At 43.7% G+C, this 19,491-nt stretch carries 22 protein-coding genes and 1 pseudogene; 12 read left to right on the plus strand and 11 right to left on the minus strand.

The genetic code is table 11. The features are described from left to right. Positions 1-12: 12 nt before the first annotated feature. Complete coding sequence (locus R7Q47_RS08505; protein WP_213886200.1) at positions 13-492, minus strand: peptide-methionine (S)-S-oxide reductase; 480 nt, start codon at positions 490-492, stop codon at positions 13-15. 217 nt (positions 493-709) lie between these two features. Between R7Q47_RS08505 and R7Q47_RS08510 the strand changes: the two genes are divergently transcribed. Beyond that, a complete protein-coding gene (locus tag R7Q47_RS08510) occupies positions 710-1,450 on the plus strand; it encodes a DNA-binding transcriptional regulator YciT (RefSeq protein ID WP_054865466.1) in 741 nt (246 codons plus the stop codon). On the opposite strand, the gene R7Q47_RS08515 is transcribed toward R7Q47_RS08510, so the two are convergent. From R7Q47_RS08515 to R7Q47_RS08530, 4 genes are all read right to left on the minus strand, one after another. Continuing rightward, positions 1,451-2,344: a DMT family transporter gene (locus R7Q47_RS08515; RefSeq protein ID WP_213911841.1), complete on the minus strand. Its 894-nt coding sequence runs from the start codon at positions 2,342-2,344 to the stop codon at positions 1,451-1,453. It abuts the gene before it with no gap. Positions 2,345-2,498: 154 nt separating this feature from the next. After that, positions 2,499-2,855, minus strand: coding sequence for a VOC family protein (locus R7Q47_RS08520; RefSeq protein ID WP_042523322.1), 357 nt, complete (start codon positions 2,853-2,855; stop codon positions 2,499-2,501). 29 nt (positions 2,856-2,884) lie between these two features. Further along, a complete protein-coding gene (locus tag R7Q47_RS08525; protein ID WP_017635129.1) occupies positions 2,885-3,538 on the minus strand; it encodes an isochorismatase family protein in 654 nt (217 codons plus the stop codon). A gap of 32 nt (positions 3,539-3,570) precedes the next feature. Beyond that, on the minus strand, positions 3,571-4,296 hold the full coding sequence (locus R7Q47_RS08530) for an NUDIX domain-containing protein (protein ID WP_005373953.1): 726 nt from the start codon (positions 4,294-4,296) through the stop codon (positions 3,571-3,573). Positions 4,297-4,594: 298 nt separating this feature from the next. Here R7Q47_RS08530 and pncB point away from each other — a divergent pair, with 298 nt between their 5' ends. From pncB to R7Q47_RS08550, 4 genes and pseudogenes are all read left to right on the plus strand, one after another. Continuing rightward, the gene (pncB, locus tag R7Q47_RS08535; RefSeq protein WP_213911844.1) at positions 4,595-5,905 is read left to right on the plus strand and encodes a nicotinate phosphoribosyltransferase; all 1,311 of its coding nucleotides are present in this window, start codon (positions 4,595-4,597) and stop codon (positions 5,903-5,905) included. A gap of 320 nt (positions 5,906-6,225) precedes the next feature. Beyond that, positions 6,226-6,585 (plus strand): hypothetical protein, encoded by a 360-nt coding sequence (locus tag R7Q47_RS08540; protein WP_005373947.1) that lies wholly within the window; start codon positions 6,226-6,228, stop codon positions 6,583-6,585. Positions 6,586-6,799: 214 nt separating this feature from the next. Then, a complete protein-coding gene (locus R7Q47_RS08545; RefSeq protein WP_005373945.1) occupies positions 6,800-7,318 on the plus strand; it encodes a glycine zipper 2TM domain-containing protein in 519 nt (172 codons plus the stop codon). 170 nt (positions 7,319-7,488) lie between these two features. After that, positions 7,489-8,269 (plus strand): annotated as a pseudogene (locus tag R7Q47_RS08550) (class I SAM-dependent methyltransferase). 63 nt (positions 8,270-8,332) lie between these two features. On the opposite strand, the gene R7Q47_RS08555 reads toward R7Q47_RS08550, so the two are convergent. Continuing rightward, the gene (locus tag R7Q47_RS08555) at positions 8,333-9,214 is read right to left on the minus strand and encodes a DMT family transporter (RefSeq protein WP_005373940.1); all 882 of its coding nucleotides are present in this window, start codon (positions 9,212-9,214) and stop codon (positions 8,333-8,335) included. 93 nt (positions 9,215-9,307) lie between these two features. Here R7Q47_RS08555 and R7Q47_RS08560 point away from each other — a divergent pair, with 93 nt between their 5' ends. The 3 genes from R7Q47_RS08560 to R7Q47_RS08570 all read left to right on the plus strand — a co-directional run bounded on the left by R7Q47_RS08560 (position 9,308) and on the right by R7Q47_RS08570 (position 12,815). Continuing rightward, on the plus strand, positions 9,308-10,192 hold the full coding sequence (locus tag R7Q47_RS08560; protein ID WP_005392662.1) for a LysR family transcriptional regulator: 885 nt from the start codon (positions 9,308-9,310) through the stop codon (positions 10,190-10,192). A gap of 180 nt (positions 10,193-10,372) precedes the next feature. Further along, on the plus strand, positions 10,373-10,987 hold the full coding sequence (locus tag R7Q47_RS08565) for an outer membrane beta-barrel protein (protein ID WP_005373936.1): 615 nt from the start codon (positions 10,373-10,375) through the stop codon (positions 10,985-10,987). 160 nt (positions 10,988-11,147) lie between these two features. Next, a complete protein-coding gene (locus tag R7Q47_RS08570; RefSeq protein WP_130546440.1) occupies positions 11,148-12,815 on the plus strand; it encodes an ABC transporter substrate-binding protein in 1,668 nt (555 codons plus the stop codon). 75 nt (positions 12,816-12,890) lie between these two features. Here R7Q47_RS08570 and ompV read toward each other — a convergent pair whose 3' ends face one another. The 4 genes from ompV to R7Q47_RS08590 form a co-directional block, all read right to left on the minus strand. Next, on the minus strand, positions 12,891-13,667 hold the full coding sequence (ompV, locus tag R7Q47_RS08575; RefSeq protein WP_017635134.1) for an outer membrane protein OmpV: 777 nt from the start codon (positions 13,665-13,667) through the stop codon (positions 12,891-12,893). A gap of 221 nt (positions 13,668-13,888) precedes the next feature. After that, complete coding sequence (locus R7Q47_RS08580; protein ID WP_318088921.1) at positions 13,889-14,422, minus strand: copper resistance protein NlpE; 534 nt, start codon at positions 14,420-14,422, stop codon at positions 13,889-13,891. A gap of 260 nt (positions 14,423-14,682) precedes the next feature. After that, the gene (locus R7Q47_RS08585) at positions 14,683-15,912 is read right to left on the minus strand and encodes a glycine betaine/L-proline ABC transporter ATP-binding protein (protein ID WP_154204190.1); all 1,230 of its coding nucleotides are present in this window, start codon (positions 15,910-15,912) and stop codon (positions 14,683-14,685) included. After that, on the minus strand, positions 15,905-16,804 hold the full coding sequence (locus R7Q47_RS08590; RefSeq protein ID WP_318088922.1) for a proline/glycine betaine ABC transporter permease: 900 nt from the start codon (positions 16,802-16,804) through the stop codon (positions 15,905-15,907). The genes R7Q47_RS08585 and R7Q47_RS08590 overlap by 8 nt, the downstream gene beginning before the upstream one ends. 500 nt (positions 16,805-17,304) lie before the next feature. On the opposite strand from R7Q47_RS08590, the gene R7Q47_RS08595 reads away from it, so the two are divergent. From R7Q47_RS08595 to nqrM, 3 genes are read left to right on the plus strand one after another with little or no spacing between them, the layout of a single operon-like run. Further along, complete coding sequence (locus R7Q47_RS08595) at positions 17,305-17,595, plus strand: DUF134 domain-containing protein (RefSeq protein WP_005373924.1); 291 nt, start codon at positions 17,305-17,307, stop codon at positions 17,593-17,595. Next, complete coding sequence (locus R7Q47_RS08600; protein WP_137282820.1) at positions 17,592-18,098, plus strand: NifB/NifX family molybdenum-iron cluster-binding protein; 507 nt, start codon at positions 17,592-17,594, stop codon at positions 18,096-18,098. Before R7Q47_RS08595 ends, R7Q47_RS08600 begins: the two co-directional genes overlap by 4 nt. Before the next feature lies 1 nt (position 18,099). Then, positions 18,100-18,309: a (Na+)-NQR maturation NqrM gene (nqrM, locus tag R7Q47_RS08605; RefSeq protein WP_017635136.1), complete on the plus strand. Its 210-nt coding sequence runs from the start codon at positions 18,100-18,102 to the stop codon at positions 18,307-18,309. Here nqrM and R7Q47_RS08610 read toward each other — a convergent pair. Continuing rightward, a complete protein-coding gene (locus tag R7Q47_RS08610) occupies positions 18,287-19,099 on the minus strand; it encodes a phosphotransferase (RefSeq protein ID WP_318088923.1) in 813 nt (270 codons plus the stop codon). The two genes, nqrM and R7Q47_RS08610, sit on opposite strands and share 23 nt — an antisense overlap. A 187-nt stretch (positions 19,100-19,286) precedes the next feature. On the opposite strand from R7Q47_RS08610, the gene R7Q47_RS08615 reads away from it, so the two are divergent. Next, complete coding sequence (locus tag R7Q47_RS08615; protein WP_005373920.1) at positions 19,287-19,481, plus strand: hypothetical protein; 195 nt, start codon at positions 19,287-19,289, stop codon at positions 19,479-19,481. Positions 19,482-19,491: the final 10 nt, after the last annotated feature.

Here is a 19,491-nt window from a genome sequence, read left to right on the forward strand (position 1 = left end):
CTGACTGAATGGTTACGAGTTATCCCTGTATTTATGTAGTAAATCTAATGGGATGTGGCAGTAATCATTCGGAAAGTTTGTGAGTCTGTCTTGGTGCTCATCATCACTTGGCACATAATTTGTGAGTGGCAGTACTTCTACGGCGATCTTGTCGGCGTCCGGTCGTACTGCGATAAACGCTTTCGCCATGGTGAGATGCTGTTCGTTTTGGCTATAAACACCACTACGGTACTTCTCACCTACGTCTTCACCTTGCTTGTTAACGCTGTAAGGGTCGATTATCTCAAACAAATACCCCATTAAAGTTTCAACCGAAACTTGCTCAGGGTCGAACTGGGTTTTCACGCACTCTGCGTAGCCATCGTATTCGGATTGAGTGTTATCCGTTGTGCCATTTGCTCGCCCGGCTTCTGTGTTGATTACGCCCGGAAGGTGGCGCATAAATTCTTGCACGCCCCAAAGGCAACCGCCTGCGAAGTAAATTTCTTCCATTACTTTTATCCTAGTCTTTACCGGTGTTGGGATGTAGGGAGTTAACCCCTCTTCTTCCATCCCATTTTCGTTGCCCTATTATCTGTTGATGGGAGCGATATTCGCAAGGTACAGCTTGGCTAATCAGACCACGCGTTTTTTCCTTTTTACTTTCAAGTTCTTTTCATATGAAACATCAGGTGAGTATACTGTAAGCTCATCAATAAGGAGCGAACCTGTGAACCCAAGACAAAATGAAATCCTGCAATTAGTGAACGACCGTAAACGCGTTCAAGTCACAGAGCTTTCTGACATCATTGGCGTGTCGGGTGTGACCATCAGACAGGATTTGAACTTTCTGGAGCAACAGGGCTACCTAAAGCGCGTTCACGGCGCAGCTACCGCGTTGCAAAGTGATGACATTGATGCCCGCCTAGAAGTACGTTTCGATATTAAACAATCGCTCGCAAACCAAGCTGCGGATTTGGTCGCATCGAATGAGACAGTGCTGATTGAAGGAGGCAGTGCCAATGCGTTGTTGGCTCGGACATTGGCTGAGCGCGGCGATGTGACCATTATTACGCCATCGGCGTATATCGCCCATCTCATCCGTAACACTTCTGCCAACATTATCTTGCTTGGTGGCGTGTATCAGCACCAAGGCGAGAGCTTGGTCGGACCGCTGACTAAGTTGTGTATTGAGAACATTCATTTCAGCACGGCCTTCTTGGGTATTGACGGCTTCCATCAAGACACTGGCTTTACTAGCCGCGACATGATGCGCGCTGAGATCGCAGAAACCATCATTGCGAAAAAAAGGCGCAATATTGTTCTAACGGATTCTAGTAAATTTGGGCAAATTTATCCCTCATCAATTGGTAAGACTGACGAAATATCAGTGCTGCTGACTGACAAAGCCGCTCCGAAAAGCGACCTTGAACAAATCAAAAAGCGAGGTGTGGAAGTTATATTAGGCTGATTAAGCCACGCTTCGTTTTCTCTTCGCGAGCATTGCTGTTGGGGAGAAACCGGTGACTAGCATAGTGCCGCTAAGCACTAGAATTGTTCCTATGATGGTGTTAGAGCCGACGGGCTCATCTAGCACCAAGTAGCCCCATAAGATACCAAAAACAGGAACAAGAAAAGTGACAGTCAGTGCTGACGCTGGGCCGATATCAGAAACTAAGCGGAAATAGAGCAAATAAGCGAACCCTGTGCATACAACGCCGAGCGTGACAACAGAGCTCCATTCGAAATGACTTGGTTCTGCACGCATTGGTAAGAATGGTAGCAGCGGCAGTACCCAAATAACCGCCGCCCACATGCTGCCGTGAGCATTGTCAAAAGCAGGTACTTGTGGCGCATTTTTAGTGTAGTTGGTAGCAATGCCATAGCTGAAAGAAGCCATCAAACTGGCGGCAATAGGGAGCATGGCTTCTTCACCTATGGTTGAAGTATCTAAGCCGACCAAGACTGCAACGCCTCCAATGCCTATTAGCATACCGAGAACAGATTTTGCTGTGAGTGGGCTGCGGTACCAAGCAAAGCCAACTAGTGCTCCCCATATTGGGGCGGTTGAGTTCAATATTGCTAAAGTTGATGCATTCAGTGTCTGGGCTGCGTACGCAAAGAGTAAAAATGGAACTGCGCTATTGAATAAGCCAATAATAAAGAAGTGTTTAGTATGCGCAGTTAACGTGAGTTTCTTCTTCAAATATACGGCGATCAATAACAAAGCGACGGCGGCAAATGTAACTCGAAATTCGATTAAGTAAGCTGGCCCGAATGTGTTGGCGGCGACTCGCATAAACAGAAACGAGCCACCCCAAATAGCAGCGAGGCAGAGTAAGCGAAAAAAACTGACGGCAGTCATTTGACATCCTTGGTCGAGGTCTAGCGCCTCATCGATTAATTGTTGCGCTAACAGTGAATTAAACCAAGGATGAGGTCAACCAGAAATGTAATGCCAGTTCCGGATCTGGCTAGCTTGGGCTCACGTTGATGGTGTGTTGTTGATTTATGATGACTTAATGGCTCTCTGACCATACTGCGAATTCATTTCCACTCGGTTCAGTGAAGTGGAATCGACAGCCGCCGGGGAATTCGAAAATAGGGCGGATAATTTTTCCACCATGCTGCTCTACTTTTGTCTGAGTGGCCTGAATGTCTGAGCTATAAAATACTAAAAGTGCGCCACCATTTGCGGTTTGGTTTATAAACTCAGATTTGAAGAATCCGCCATCCAACCCTTGTCCTGAAAATGCAGAATATTCTGGACCATAATCGGTAAAGCTCCAGTCAAAAGCACGCTCAAAAAATTGTTTGGTCGCACTGACATTAGTGGAACCAAATTCAACGTAATTCAATTTTTCATGTTGATGCATGGTGAAATCCTTCTCGGTTACTATCGTTTCTAGGCGAACTTTTCTACGATGATGTCGTCCGCTTTTTCGACAAATAATGCGCCATTATCTCTGAGCTCTGTCAGCACATTCTCTACATTATCAGGCAGCACCGCACGAGTTGAAGCAAGATTAACTACCACATTGTAGCCAAGTTCCAGCGCTTGCATGACGGATTTTTTCACGCAAAAGTCTAAGGCAAGGCCACCTATAACTAAGGTATCAATCCCGTTGAACTTTAGAAATTCATGCGCGCCTGTCGTTTTGGTGTCGGCAATATCATGGAAAAAAATACCGTAAGGGTGTGCGTCAGGATCCATACCTTTATTAACTTGAAAATCATAGTCCAACACGGGTGGTAAGCCATCTAGCAGCTCAGAACCTGTTGTGCCAAGCACACAGTGACGGTTCCACTTTATATCCACATTCGGTAAACCAACGGGCTCAAGCATATTGGATGGCGATTCTGCATCCCACTTTGCTTTTGGTGGGTGTAAGTCACGACTGACCAGTTTTAATCGGCCTTTGGCATGATTGTTCAAAAGCTCCGGTACGATTTCCAACGCACCTGCAACGGGCAGTTCATTTGGACATAACTCACTAAAGCCTTTCTCTGGATCAACGTCGATCACTGCTGTAGTTTGATAGTTTACTCGAACAGTCATGGCAGACTCCTTGTCTGTCTGATTGTCTGCGTTTATCCACGCAAACAGTTTTGAAAAAAGGTTACTTCGTCGCTAGTCAGCGTATATACCATTGCGGGTTTTCCACCTTTGCCTTTGTTGGTTGAAGCGACTTTATTAGTGGGTTTTAGTACGCCCGAATCTATCAAGCGGCGCTTAATCGTCATTCGGCTGATATCAATACCAAACTCTTGATAAGCAGAAATGATGTCCGCAACCAAAAACTCTTTGTCTAATGCAAACAAAAGAACCGATGTGTATTCAATGGATGCACGAAGCTTTTGCCACGCTTTTTCAATGGTTTTTTGATGATCAAATGCGAGGGTTTCTTCTCCATTGAGAATAGCCTGTAGCGAAAACCATTTAAGTTGGCATTCCGGTACACCTGCATTATTTATTTGCTCTACATTGTTACGATCGACTAAGGCGTAGTGCGTAATGTTTAAGCTCCAGTCTTCTGGATCGCGCTTTGGATCACCGTCGATAAACGCTTCGCTAAAATGGCGAGGGTAGGTATGGATTTTCTCACGGCAAATTCGGCGACGCGCCGCTTCAAAGTTTTCATCGGCCGGGCGTCCGCCTTCACTGGTTAAGTCTTTATCAAAGACAAATCCGCCCGGTAGTGCCCAGACTCCATGGTATGGCCGATTTGGATTTGAACGTTTAATCAACAACACTTCCAATCCCTTATCGGCACAGCCAGATAGCCTGAATGGAATAATGTCGACAGATACGATCATGGTTGGGTCCTAATATTGATTTGTAAGTAATCTAGCGCATAACAAGTGGTCAATCAATGGGTAAGTAACGAGTTGTTAGAAACGTTTTTGGTAGTGTTCGTAATACGGTTTGAGCATAAATTTAAGGATGACTCTGACTTATTCACAATGCTTGCTCGAATTCTAGACAAAAAAACCTTATAAAAATGAGTGGTTAGTAACAAAAGTTGACAAACTATAGATGGGTGTTTATTGTTTACGCAAATTAGTTAGTAACAAAAAGTTATATACCCAGGAAGGGCATGTAGAAGGGCACCTAATGACCACCAAACTATTTTCTTCCCGCATCATTCAAAGCGCTTTGGATTTCGATGTCTACAAAGTCAATATGATGAGTGCTGTAACAGCGCTTTACCCTGATGCGATGGTGTCATATAAGTTTATCGTGCGCAGTGAGGAAGACCTCTCTGAGCTTTTGCCCGAGGTAAAAGCCGAAGTCCTTAAACTGCAAGATATTCAATTTACGCAAGAAGAAATTGAATATATTAAGCGTGTCGCGCCTTACCTGAATCCTGACTTTGTTGATGCACTGCGCCATTTCCGTTTCAACCCACAAAGTGATGTCTCTTTCCATAACAAAGCCATGGCTGATGGCTCAAGCCAGTTAAGAATTACTATTAACGGTTTGTGGCGAGATACCATCTTGTACGAAACGATCATCATGAGCATCGTGTCTGAAGTTCGTAGCCGTCAGCGTTGGTCAGATATCCCTGTTGTGCAATTTACCACTGTTTTAGAAGAGAAAATTCGGCACCTAAAGTCGGAACTAAAACGTCGTAACATCACTAACTTTAAATTTTCTGACATGTCGACGCGTCGACGTTTTTCCTTCCAAGCTCAGCGCACTATGCTGGAATATTTGTGCCAGGAAGTGCCGGAATGTTTGACAGGAACAAGCAACTATCACTTAGCAAAAGAGCTGAATTTGACGCCTATCGGCACCGTTGCTCATGAATGGTTTATGGGACACCAAGCTCTGGTGAATGTGCGAGATTCGCAAAAAGTGGCGTTGCAACGTTGGCAAAAAATGTTTAATGGTGCACTAGGTATTGCGTTAACCGATACGATTGGTATCGATGCTTTCCTTAAAGACTTTGATGAAGAACTAAGTAATGCGTACTTCGGTGTACGTCACGATAGTGGTTGCCCTTATAGCTGGGGTGAAAAAATGATTGCACACTACCAGTCGCTGAATATAGACCCATTAACAAAAACATTGGTGTTTACCGACGGACTTAACTTCGAACAAGCGTTAGATATTTGCGAGTATTTCCAAGGACGTATTCAGGTGAGTTTTGGTATCGGTACTTTTCTTGCCAATGATATGGGTGATTATGTCAATAAAGATGGTGAAGCCTACCAGCCACTTTCTATCGTGATAAAAATGGTCACGTGCAATGGTTCACCGGTCGCCAAAATCAGTGACGAACCTGAGAAAGCCATGTGTGAAGATATCTTCTTTTTGATGAATCTCAAGCGCCGCTTTGAACAACCTCTTGATTTAAATGAGTGTCGTAAAATGATCGATCGTTTAGAAACTGAAGGTCAAAATTATCTCATCGACGCGTAGGCGTTATCCTCTCTCCATGATAAGCACCCTCAATCGTTACGACAAATTTATATAGGTAAACGTGGAGGGTGATTTCGTTATAGTAATATACAGAAGTAACCAGATACAGCGCAGGAAAGCACTCAAAAGTTGATGTGTTATCTGCCTTTGATTGGTGTAAATCGATACGTTACAGCATCGTGGACGGTGTATCTCATCCGACACTAAACTCAGTCTAATCACGTAGTTTATTCCCACGTACCATGAGCTCACTCGGGTATAGACGTCTATCTGCTTTTATGACTTTGGGCTTCACGTAGTTGCTTGAATCAGGAGTCAAAATGAACCTAGTAGTACATTTGCAAAAGAAAGCGATCCGAAAATATGGCTATGAGATGGCCACTCGCCAAGCATGGAAGTGTGGTATCAAGGCAAATCTTGTAAAGCGCGTGATTGGCCTTTTTAAAGGACAAATTGTTTGTGTGGTTGAAGGTTGCCGAGCAGAGTTTTCTTCTCCTCTTAATAACCCCCTTCACGAAGATGACAAGCAGGGGCGATATGTGTTTGTTGGCGGTGTATGCTGGGAACCAAATAACATTATAGCGCCTGGTTTCCCTGATTTTATGTTTATGCACGTGCGTAATCTAAGCCACCGTCATAAGTATTTAACGGATGACGAACTATTTTTGAGCTTGGCTTAAAAATAAATCTCATAGACTAGTCCAGCCCAATCATAATCAGTAGTGATACAGTTTTAGCTCTGTTGACATTCTGCTGAGTGTTTCTTGACGTACCTCTTATAAAACAGTGTTTCTTTACTTGTTAATAACAGAGGGTTTGTTTTCGTCTGATATGATTTCCCTTTTGCGATTTACCATAACGCTCATCAAAGCAAACCATACTGGGATGTAAATCATGAATATGAAATCTATCGCAATTGCAACGGCAGTTGTTGCTGTACTAGCAGGCTGTAAAGACAAAACGCCACCAGCTCCAACTCAAGCAAACATTACTTTGGTTGAAGCGGTGACTGAAACGGTGAAAAAGCCGCACCAAGTATGTAAAGACGTGGTAGTAACCGAGCAAGTTGCCCCTGCGGATGACAATAAAATTATTGGTACGGTTGGTGGCGCAGCAGCTGGAGCAGCGCTGGGCAACCAAATCGGTGGTGGCTCAGGTAAAGTGATTGCAACTGCAGCTGGTACGATTGCTGGTGCACTGACAGGTCGTAAGATCCAGGAGAATGTGCAAAAAGGTGATGTAGTAACAACGACGAAAAAACAGTGTCATACAGAATATACGACATCTGATAAAGTAGTGGGTTACGACGTCACTTACGAAGTTTCAGGTGCACCAACGACGGTTCGTTTGGCGAGCAAGCCAGCGACAAAAACGTTCCCAATTCAAGATGGTAACGTTGTTCTACCACAATAGTTAGCGACTTAACCGAAGCGATTAACAAGCCCTTTTATCTTTGAGATGAAAGGGCTTTTTCACACAAGCGGCGTTTTCATCTGTTTTCCTATTGGAATGTGCGGCCAGAAATACCCGTTAATTTCCGTGTTCGATACAATCACTTTTCTAAAAGTACGAACGGAAAAAACATGGAAGATTTTTACCTGACCGAGCACGGTTTGGCTGGTTATTTCGAAGCGCAATGGTTCGACAAGTTCATTGAGGATCAACAGATTGAGATGATAACCAGTCGCTCAAAACAAGTCCCACTTTCTTTTTTTGTCATCACCTCACTGCTCCCAAGTTGCTGATTTTATTGCGCAAGCGGTAATCGAAAGCAGCGTTCAGCCGTATTCCCTACTTGAGGTTGGGGCGGCGCTGGGAAGAAATTATTATGAGCTAGTGCAACGCTTACCTAACCTTAAAGAAGCGACGCTTGTGGAGCCTTCAAATAGGTTAATGGATGGCTTGAAGCAACTATTAATAGAAGAACAGCGCGTCGGGCTTACTTACCTTCACGATGTGAACACCTTAAACACTTTAGAGGTAGAGAATAGAGGTATCGTACAGAAATGTGCTCATGTTGATTTGACGCTAATTAACCAGCCTTTTGAGCTCGATACTCTCCAATCTCGCTTTGATTTAGTCGTATGTTTAAATGTGATTGATCAATGTGAGTCGCCACTTAGCGTGATCAATGCTCTAAAAAAAACCACCAATGTGGGTGGGCTGATCGTTGTCTCTTGCACTTATCAGTGGAACGCGAAACACATCAAAAATAAAGAAGAGGCGGTTGATGATATCAAAGAATACTTTGCTGAAGGCTGGCGTCTAGTGTCGGAAGCCGAGCATGAATATCGCATCCGGTTTAATGATCGCTTTGCAAGGCAGTTTTTATCTCACGTAGTCGCTTACGTAAAAACCGATTAGAGCCACATAAAAAAACCGAGCACTTACGGCTCGGTTTTTTAGTCTTTGGGTTAGAGCACAACTTTAAGTAACGTGCGCTTCTTGTTGCTCTTGCAACTTTTTCTTGCGACGCTCTCGTTTAGAAAGCCAAACCAGAGGCACAACAATCATAATGGTTCCTATTGCCATAAATATATCAGGCACTTCTCCAAACCAAATCAATCCCACAAACACGGCACCAATTAAGCCACTGTATTCAGCGCTGGCAATTTTGTTGCTATCGATCGAGCGGTAAGCGATGACACATGTTGCTGCATAAATCATGATGAACAAACTTGAGCCAGCAGCAACAGGGAAAGCACTCCAGTCCCAAGGTTCTGCTTCGATCAGAACAAGCAAGAAGGCTACTGGAATACCTGCCAAGTTTGTCATCAATAACGTTTGCATCACAGACTGATTTTTTGGCAGTTTTCGAATGAGCAAGTTATTGATTGCTAAAGTAATTGCAACAACTAAAGCCGAAATCGCTGCCCAGTCGATTTGATCTGGACGAATGATGACCAACACTCCAGCAAAGCCCATGATCGCAGCCGCGACCGATTGTTTAGATAGCTGTTCGCCAAAAAATATCGCGGCAAGCGGCAGCATGATTAATGGCGCGGCGTAAAAGATCGCGTTCGCAGTTGCGAGCGGTAAAGATGAGATCGCCAAAACCATGAATATTGCACCAAGTAACCATACGTGAGCGCGAACAGCATGCCACTTAAACCCTTCAAGAAAAGGCGCATTTTTTGTTAGCAAGTAGACTGGCAGCAGGAAAAGCACCGCTGAAATTTGTCGGAAAAAGACAAATTGAAAAATAGGCACTTCATTTCCGACACTTTTAATTAAAGAGTCTGAAAGCACCGCAATGAGATTTCCAACAATTAATAGCAGCATCGCTGCTCCGACCGATGTAACTTTCACTTTTTCCTCTCCTCTTTCTTTGCCAAAGAGTAGGTGATGTCATAGGATGAAGTGAAGTGATATTTATTAGTTTAAGCATGAGATTTTTAGATAATGAAATTGCCACCACTCAGAGCGGTTCACTGTTTTGAATCTGTTGCCAGAAACTCTAGCTTTTCGCTTGCTGCTGAAGAACTCAATGTGACGCAAAGTGCCGTTAGCCACCAGATACGATTATTAGAAGATTATTTGGGTGAATCATTATTTATCCGTCAAGGCAGAAAGCTCTCTTTGTCCGATACGGGCGCACGCTATTTAGAGGATATTAGCCCAGCAATTAGCTCAATTGCGATGGCCAGCCAAAAGGTGCGAGAAGGGGACAAAGGCAGCATACGGTTGGCGATTTATAGCTCGCTTGCCGTAAAGTGGCTTATTCCGCGTTTGTCTGATTTTAAGCGCTTACATCCAGAAATCGATCTGACACTCAATATGGTCGTTGGTGATCCTGAACAGACAGACAGCGTTGGCGATTGTTTTATCACGGTAGAGAAGCCAAAGCGAAACTACATGTCGGTAAAGTTATACGCGGAGACGTTGTATCCGGTCTGCAGCCATAAAATTTGGAAAGAGTTGCAAGATCAACCGATTCCAGAAGCGCTTTGGCGATACCCTATTTTGTCGACAGACTCAATTTATCGAGAGAGAGGAAAAGATTGGGCTGAGTGGTGCAGAGCGGGCGGTTACACCTTGCCGAAAGATGTCGATGTTCAACATTTTAGTCATATGTTGTTGGCAATAGAGGCGGCGCGTTATGATCAAGGCATCGCATTTGCGAATGATTTTATGCTCAATGAAAGAGATAAAGCGCACGATTTGGTGTACATCCCTTCTCATGGATTGGAAACCGGAGACAGCTTTTATTTTATTCATAAAAAGAGTCGAGCCAAGCAAGCGGAAATCATCAAGCTCACTAACTGGTTGAAGCAGCAATGCTTGTGAAATGACTAAATTGTCAAAATTAAGAAAGAAAGTGGCAAAGTTGTGTCTAAATATTTCATGTTTTATTGAGTTTTTATTCATTAACATCCACTTGGTTTTGAAACCAAGTGAAATGGATAGCATGGCATGCTTAAGGATGGGCAAAACACAACCTCAATAATTAACAGGCAGTGAAATACAATGTTTAAAAAAACATGGCTAATGACAGCCCTTCTAGCAACATGTTCTGTTGCAAACGCAGCTCCTTACGTTGGTGCATCTGTAGGTCAAGCATCGTTTGGTGATGTTAATGGCTCTATCAATGGTGGTGGTACTAACGCTAGCACTAAACTTAAACTTGAAGATGACTCAAGCCTTTCAGGCAAAGTATTCGGTGGTTACAAATTCAACGAATACATTTCTCTAGAAGCAGCCATTGGTGGCTACGATGCTTTAGACGGCAAAGTTGTTACTGTTGGTGATATGAAGTATCTATCGATTCAGCCAAAAGCGACTCTACCGATTGGCGATCGTTTCAATCTTTTTGCTAAAGCTGGTCTTTCTTACTTCAATGCTGAATTCAAAATTAGCAACTCTGTGATTGACGGTAGCGCAGGCCATACCACCATTTCTGACAGCACTGTAACAGGCATGTACGGTTTAGGCGCAGAGTTCGCTATTACTGAAAACTTTGCTCTACAAGTTGAATGGGAATACATGATGCCTGAGCTAGACATTGCGAAATTTGGCAATGAAAAAGTAACGGTTGATGCAGACATCAATGTGTTCTCTGTAGGTATGAGCTACCGTTTCTAAGAATACTTATTCAAGTTACCTCTTGGCTTAGTAAACGTTTTTGACTTCTGTTGGTCGAGCTGAGTCCAAGCTTTGAATTTGTTTAGATATAGCACAGGAAGTTTAGTTGCTAAGCGTCCTGTGCTATTTTTTTGCTTTGGAATAACTCTTAGGAATCTTTGTGAACGATGTCAATCTTAGGTATCTGGATCTACTGTTAAAGCACTTTGAACCTCACCAGTATCACCTTGTTACGCTTTCTGAGCTAGAAGCGGTGATTTGCACGTCGAGGCGCAATGTTTCTATTGTGATGAAAAAGCTTGCCACTTACGATTGGGTCGATTGGCAACCTGCGATTGGCCGAAGTAACGCTAGCCGTCTCAGTATTAATATTTCCCTCCAACAAGCGATGACCGAGTTTTTGGTTGAGGAGCTTGGCAGAGGAAGAATGAACTCAATAACGAAACTTATTGATTGGTTCGGTCAAACCGCGGTTAGAGCACTAACTATCGCATCTGAAAAAGTGAATCGATTGAATGAATCAAATAACGCTATTTTGATTTCTTCTTACCCTTGGGTATCCAAAATCGACCCTGCGAATACTTACCGTCACACTGAATTACACGTCGCGAAAAGCGTTTATGACGTATTGCTGACCCAAAATTCCAATGGTGGTATCGAGCCATCGTTAGCACACGAATGGAAAATGGAAGGCAAGGTAATGACGTTATGGTTGCGGCCAGGCATATATCGCCATGATGGCGAGCCCCTTAACATACAGGATGTGGTTTGGAGTATAGAAAGACTCAGGGAGATAAAAGGACCAGTTCACGAGCTCTGGCAATGCATTGATAGCGTGGTTGCAGAAACATCTAACTGCTTAAAAATTATATTGAAGCATCCGAACAAGTTGTTTCCATACATGCTAGCAACTCCTCATGCGTCTATTCTGTGTCGAGATGTCGTCTCTTTCGGTTCTAGTTATTCCTACCACATAGGGACTGGACCATTTAAAATCAGCGGCTGGAACCAGGAGAGTATGACTCTTGAAGCGCACAAAGAGTATTTTTCAGCACGCGCATTGTTAGATCAAATAACGCTGTCTCATGGTGATGTTAAAACCTTAAATATGTTGAGCTTTAACCAAAGCTCCGATCACGTTGAAGTGGAAAAAATTAGCGCATTTTCATATCTGACCTACCGCGAACGCGTGGAATCCCAACTCACAAAAGAGACTTGGTATCAACTCGCTGATTACATCCATGTGCAAAAGCGAATTTATGATGCGCCAAGTGCCGTTGACAGCATTCAGTTAGAGACTCATGAGCAAGATTTATCAATAACAGATGGTGGTGTGATACCTAAACTGAAAGGTAAAGTGGTATTAGCTGAACCTGTTTGGACGATACCGAGTCTAATTCGCCATTCCGAATGGTTGCACAGTGTGATTCGTGCAACGGGATTGGAGTTGGAGATCGTCGTTATTGATGACATTAGTTTTCCTGAGGTAGTGTCTCACCAAGCAGATTTGCTCTTCATTGAGGAAGTCATGGAAGCACCATTTGAATATGGCATCTTCGAATGGCTGTCGATAGCAACTGGACTGCGTTTTAGTTTTGATCAAAGCCAGATGTTAAGCCACAGAGAAAAGGTTCGCAGGGCGATGGCAGATGATCACTCGCTACAGTCTTTATTAAACCTAGAGAAAGCGCTGCGCGATCAGTACCTATATTTGCCTTTGTTTGTTGGCTACGAAGAAGTGACAAAAACACAGCAAGTGCGAGGTGTGCAGGTGAAGAATACAGGCTATAGCGATTTACATAGGTTATGGATTGCTCATTCACACTAGAGTCTGTGTTCAAGATTATGCAAATGTCCAACGCATAAAGCCATCGAAATGATGGCTTTATAAGGGCGTGTCGGATTAGAAGTTGTACGACACACTTGCGCCAACAACCCATTGGTTTGCACTATCAACGATAGAAGAGTCGCTGATACCGCTGCCTAGGCGCGTGTATTGTGTCATTTGGCTTACTTGCCAGTTGTCGTTGATTGGCATAACAAGTTTGTAGCCAACACCATAGCTTACCGTTGAATCACCTTTGTATGCTTTGCGGTTTGCGTTTGCTTCGCGTTGTTTTACACCAAAGTAGTAATCTACGTAGTCTTCACTTTGATAAGTTAGGTTAGCAAAAGGAACAAAATCAACACTACCGAATTTCATGATGTGGAAGTAAGTCGCGCCCGCTAAGTAACCTTTGTAAGCACCACTGATATCGTGCTGAAGGTATGTAGAAATGACGTTGTTTTGATCCAGTGTAAAGTCTGCGTTTAAACCTAGATCGACGGCGAAACGGCGTTTATCTGTGCCTTTCAGGCTTTTCGCTGTATCACCGTCGCGCATTACACCACTACCTACAAGGTAGGCACTCATGTTGATTAACTCATTGGTGTTACCGAAGAAGCGGTAGTTAATGCCACTTAGGTCGGCATTAAAGTCGTCACCATGGTAACCACCGTTGAGAATTGGTGCTGTATTATGCTTTTGATCTTTGAAAAGATCGCTGCCTTGAGCCACACCAGCTTCTACGTTCCAACCGCCTTCGTTGTTGTAGATGTTACCGTTACGAATGTAAGTATCGCCAGCGAAAGCTGAGCCAGCAGCTGTCAGAGTAAGTAGTGCAATTAATGTTTTTTTCATCATTTTTCCGAGTTGTTCTGTTTTGTTTTGAACACTGTACAAAATGACGTTGTAAGCATCTATCGGCAAAGCGTATGGAAATGTAATGAACAATCAGGGTAAGAAGCAGAATGTTGCTTCAGAATAGAAAGGTTGCTGGAATAGCTTTCGTTAAAATAACGAAAAATCCGAGCTGGGGTGGCTCGGATTTGGGGTATTTATCAGGTATTGATACTAACTTCTTACTGTTTCGTTAAGTTGTATAGTGGTGCTAGGTCACCCGTTACTTTTTCGCCATTCATGTCTAGCTTCATAAGTACGTTTTCACCAACAAAGTATTGGTTTGGTGCATCTTCATTTGTCAACGTTACGATGCTGCCATTTGCGTCCCAAGTGAATTGACCTTCAGATTTTGATTGACCGTCTTCTTTGTCTTGGTAGCTTTCTTCAAGTACGTAAGTGCCATCTTGATTTAGTGTGATGGTCATATCGATACCAGCACAATCCGCGCAAGGTAGTGTTCCTTTGTAGGTGCCGTTCCAGTCCAGAGCACTTTGTGCGTTGTGTTCAGAGTCTACAAATGTCTCTTCAGTAATTACCTGTTCTTCTTCTACTGGTAACGTGTCAATTGTCTCAGTCGTAACGTCTGCACTGGTGGTGACTTCAGTTTCCGTTGCCTGAGGTACTTCAACTGCGGTTGTTTCGGCAGGTTTCTCATCTTGACAGCCTGCAAGAATGATTACCGCGCCTGTTAGTGCCAACATTGTCTTTTTCATTTTATCCCTCTTTAAATCAAGATTTTGTATGAGAGTAATAGTAGACATTTATCGAGGATTTGCGTCATCAAAAAGCAATAGAATGATCTAACTGTGTCAATAAAACCGGATATGAGCATGAAATTGTCAGGAAAATCAGAACAATGTAAATGTTGCTTTGGGTATCAAGCTTGAGCCCACAGACAAATATCTAAAAGGGGAGTGGGAGCGAGTTAATTGATAACAGCCCACATTATTGTGAGTTGTATTATCAACATCATCTAAGAAACGTTATTGAAGCTTGAGCGTGAAGTGCCTCGTTTTGTGCTTCGTTGATCAGAAAACAGCTCCGCAATAACCTGACGATTTAATTCGCCTTTCAAATTGCCGTGCTCATCGATGACGGGCAGTGAATATTCACACGACATGGCTTCAGTCAGCACTTGCTCAATGGCTAAATGTGGAGAGATGATAGGCACCTCTTCATAGATATCATCACGCCAATCTGATATATGAGTTAACTTCGCTGCGTTTAGCAATCCTTGCTGTGTTATCACGCCTTGATAGCCTGCATTGGTCTCATGGTAGGCATAATCACGTTTAACACCTTTCATTTCACTCAGCGCATCTTCAATGGTTTCAGCGCGAACACAGTACGAAGGTGGCTGCATCAGCGTTTCGACCGTCAGTGCTCGCGCTCTATTGACGTCTTTTACAAAGGCTTCAACGTACTCATCGGCAGGATGCAGTAAAATTTCGTCTGGTGAACCTTGTTGGACAAGTTCACCGTCTTTAAGAATCGCGATGCGATCGCCAAGTCGAAGCGCTTCATCTAAATCATGAGTAATGAAAATAATGGTTTTGTGCAGCTTCTGTTGCAGCTCTACCAGCTGATCTTGCATTTCGCTCCGAATCAGAGGGTCCAATGCTGAGAAAGCCTCGTCCATCAACAGTATTTCGGCGTCGGTAGCCAGTGCCCGTGCAAGGCCCACTCGCTGTTGCTGTCCACCCGATAGTTGAGCAGGATACTGGTGCTCATAACCCGTCAGTCCAACGGTTTCTAACCATTCATTTGCTTTTTCTAAGCGCGCCTCTTTATTCATTCCCTGAACTTCCAAACCATATGCGATGTTGTCGATAACAGTGCGATGAGGCAGTAAGCCAAAGCGTTGGAACACCATAGACATCTTGTGACGGCGAAACTGTTCAAGTTCTTTGTTAGAAAGTTGCATGACATCCACCCCTTCTACCAAGATCTGCCCCATGGTTGGATCGATTAATCGGTTGAAGTGGCGAATCATGGTGGATTTTCCAGAACCGGATAACCCCATAATGACAAAAATTTCACCCTTTTGAATTTGCAGGTTGATGTCTTTTAGTCCGACCGTATGGCCCGTTTCCGCTAAAACCTGCTCTTTACTATGTCCCAACTTAACGCGCTCAATCACGCTATTGGGCTTGGGGCCGAAGATTTTATACAGACCGCTGATTTCGATAAGTGGACTAGTCATGTTTTGAGTCTCCTAAATGAGCTTGAGTGCGTTTCGCATACGCTTGTGAAGCACGATCAAAAAGGATTGCTAGGGCGACAATTGCTAAACCATTGAGAAGACCAAGAGTGAAATATTGATTGGTAATAGACTTTAGAACAGGCTGACCTAAACCTTTTACCCCAATCATTGATGCGATGACCACCATTGACAGTGCCATCATGATCGTTTGGTTAATTCCCGCCATGATGGTTGGCATTGCAAGCGGAAGCTGAACCCCAAAAAGCCGTTGCCGAGTGCTGGCACCAAATGCGGTTGCGGCTTCCAATACTTCTTTATCAACTAGACGAATGCCCAAATTGGTTAAACGAATAACCGGTGGAATCGCGTAGATCACTACTGCGATAAGGCCAGGAATTTTCCCGATGCCCAATAACATCACAACTGGAATGAGATACACAAATGCCGGCATGGTTTGCATGACGTCGAGTAATGGTGTTACCACCGACTGAATGCGATTAGAGCGCGCCATAGCGATGCCGATAGGCATACCAAGTGCTATGGCAAGCATAGTACATACAGTGATGATACTGAGCGTGCGCATAGTGTCTTCCCACATTCCAAAATAGCCAATCAGAATCAGCGAACCAAAACATGCAGCGGCCAGTTTCCAAGAGCGGCTGGCGGCATAAACGAGAGTGGTGCAGACACCTAAAATAATGAACCAAGGTGTAGAAATCAGAAGTTTTTCAAACCAGACAAGAAAAGCAAGGAGCGGATCAAACAGAGACTCAATGAGTTCACCATACTCGCGAGAGAAATCTCTATAGGCGCCGTCGAGTGTTTTGCGAATCGCCCTGAGATCAGAGGCATCCATTTCCGGGAATTCGCTGAGCCAATTTGAGTCAGACATATGTACTTCCTTTTTCTGATATACCTAAGCGCTCTCAAGAAACTTAATTTGGCAAGAAGAGTAGGGCACCTAGGCCAAGTAATGGTCGTTCGACAGGTTCTGTATCGAAAGTATTACCCTTTAAGCTCAGGCCAATGTCGTCAAACTTCTCTTTTTCGTTCCTTAGGTATACATCCTTTTAAATAAAACAATCATTAGTGTTCAAACTAATGATTTGCTTGGATTATAGTTTTTCTTCTTCAATAAAATGAACACATTAGCGTGTATTTGTATGAAAAATCTGCGCAAACTAACGTTTTTATTATCCGGTTAATTAGAATTGATCTTTTTGTTCGTTTGTCATCAAAATTCCTAAATTATTAGATGTCTAATTAATGCTGATGTATTACGTATTTGTCGTGTTGATTTTTGCAAACTTAGTTTATTGGCATATGCTAAAAATGTTATTGGCATATGCCAGTTTAAGGCGTAATTTGACTCTGTGTTTTTGAGGGACAATGATGGCAAGACCAAAGATAGAAAGACGAATATGCGGACGTGCGGCTCACCACTGCTTTAAGCCCAATGGCATTCCATTTAATCAGTTGGAGCAAGTCGCCATATTACCAGAAGAGTTAGAAGCGCTACGTTTAGCCGACTTAGAGGGGCTTAGCCAGCAGCAAGCTGCGGAGCAGATGGGCGTTTCTAGACAAACTTTTGGTAACACAGTAAAAAGTGCAAGATTGAAAGTCGCAAAAAGTTTAGTTGAAGGTCATGCATTAGTTTTTCCGAATGAGGAGTCAAACTTATGATTTATGCTATTCCTAATGATGGTGAGCGGGTGGCAAACCACTTTGTAAAAGCACCATACATCGCTATTTATTCTGATACTGACGGTATGCTAAAAAACTTAGCGAACATTGCTTCTATGCCACAAGCGGGTTGCAATGCGAAGTCTCAGTTGATTCAGTCTCTACAAGGGTACAATGTGGATGCTGTTCTTGTGCGAAATATTGGTGAACGTGTATTGGCAAAGCTACTTAGCAGTGGCACGCCAGTATTTAGGCTGTCTACTCGTAGTTCCTTGGAAGATGTGCTTGCGGTTCCAAGAGAGCCTTTGATTGAGCCCTCTCAAGGACGCCCATCAAACAATCATAAGAAAAGTGTTCACCAACAAAAAGGCGGCTGCGGCTCCTGTGGTTGTGGTGGCCAAAAATCAAAACCCTCCTTGTTGGCAAGACCTAAAGCGCTACTCAAAGCAACATCTAGCCCTGCTATACTTAAGCTAGAGTCGATGGCTAATAAGGCAGGTTAATATGGTTTGGTTATTTACCTTTCTTGGTTTTCTCGCAATCATTTTGTTGATGTCACTTGGCGTCATTTTTCACAACAAGCGCATTCAAGGGAGTTGTGGTGGTTTGAATAATGTCGGCGTTGACAAGGTGTGCAATTGTGAAACCTCATGCGCAGAACCTGAAAGGCGTTTATATCAAATCTCAGAGCCTAACTCATCACCTGAGCGCTAAGGCTTTTGGCCCATTGCGGCAAGGTTTGCCGAAACCAGTCCAAATATTTGCTGGTCTGCGGATTCTCTCTGGAGACCAGTATGTTGACTACCTCGACAACGATCCACGCTTTTGCTAGTCCGATATCGCGCGCCAATTCTGTTGTTTCACCTTTCTCTGCGCACTCTATATACTTGCCTGCTACGTTCAAGTAATCATCAAATGTGCCCATGCCCTCGATGAGCGGCGCTAAATCTATCGCGACATGCCCTGTAGAAAAGCGTTCCCAGTCGAACAGCACTAGCTCGCCATTTTCGCGCTGTCCCCAGTTTCCAGCATTCGAGTCTCCGGAGATCAAGTTCTGTCCATCGAAAAGATGCGCCGATCGTTGTTGGAGGTTGTGGAAGAACTGCTCTGTCTCTGAGCCCAGTTCAAGTGTAGCGAGTGCTTGTTGAGTCGCTTGTGGTGTCCACTGGTGGCGGTGATAAACACCATTTGATGTTGGTGGAAGTTGGTGCAGTTTGACGAGTTGTGCAATGACTCGATCATCTTCAAGTAAGAATGCTTGCTCGACTGCGTGGGGAACGTATTCAATGTGCAGAACGTTTTTCTGGTCGTCGAATTGAATCAAGCGCGGTACGTGTATTCCAAGCGCGTTAAACTGTTCGGCATAGCGTTGATAAAACGCGACTTCTATTTGAGTAGGGTTACGTTTTTCTATTACTTGGACGCCATCTTTTTCGATGAGAAAAACTTTGGCACTGCCCATTTGGTTGAGTTCTTGCTGCGACACCGGACTTCCTGTCTTCATGTAGAGAGAGCTCACCTTAATCGCTGCACTCACGTTTGCCAATAGCCACGACAAAGTGCCTCAAAAATATTAAATGCAACTGTTTAAATATGATTTTGTCGTTGGTGTCTAAATTTTACACAGTTACGCCTGTACTCCGATAAATTCGTTCTACGCTTACTATTCGTCTTAATAAAGGAGAACCAAAATGGCTGTAATGAAGCAGGATATTCCAAATCGTGTAACGGTTTACCATGACAATATCGATCAAGAACAAGAGCTGAAAAATGCGATGCTGCCAGAGAAACCGCGCTACTTTAACGGTGCTCCGACTTACAAAGCGAACAGCATCGAAGAGTTTGAAAGCAAAATCAGTCAGATAGGTTTGTCTCTCGATAAATAATTTTTCTTTT

Source organism: Vibrio sp. Vb0349, from assembly GCF_033338975.1.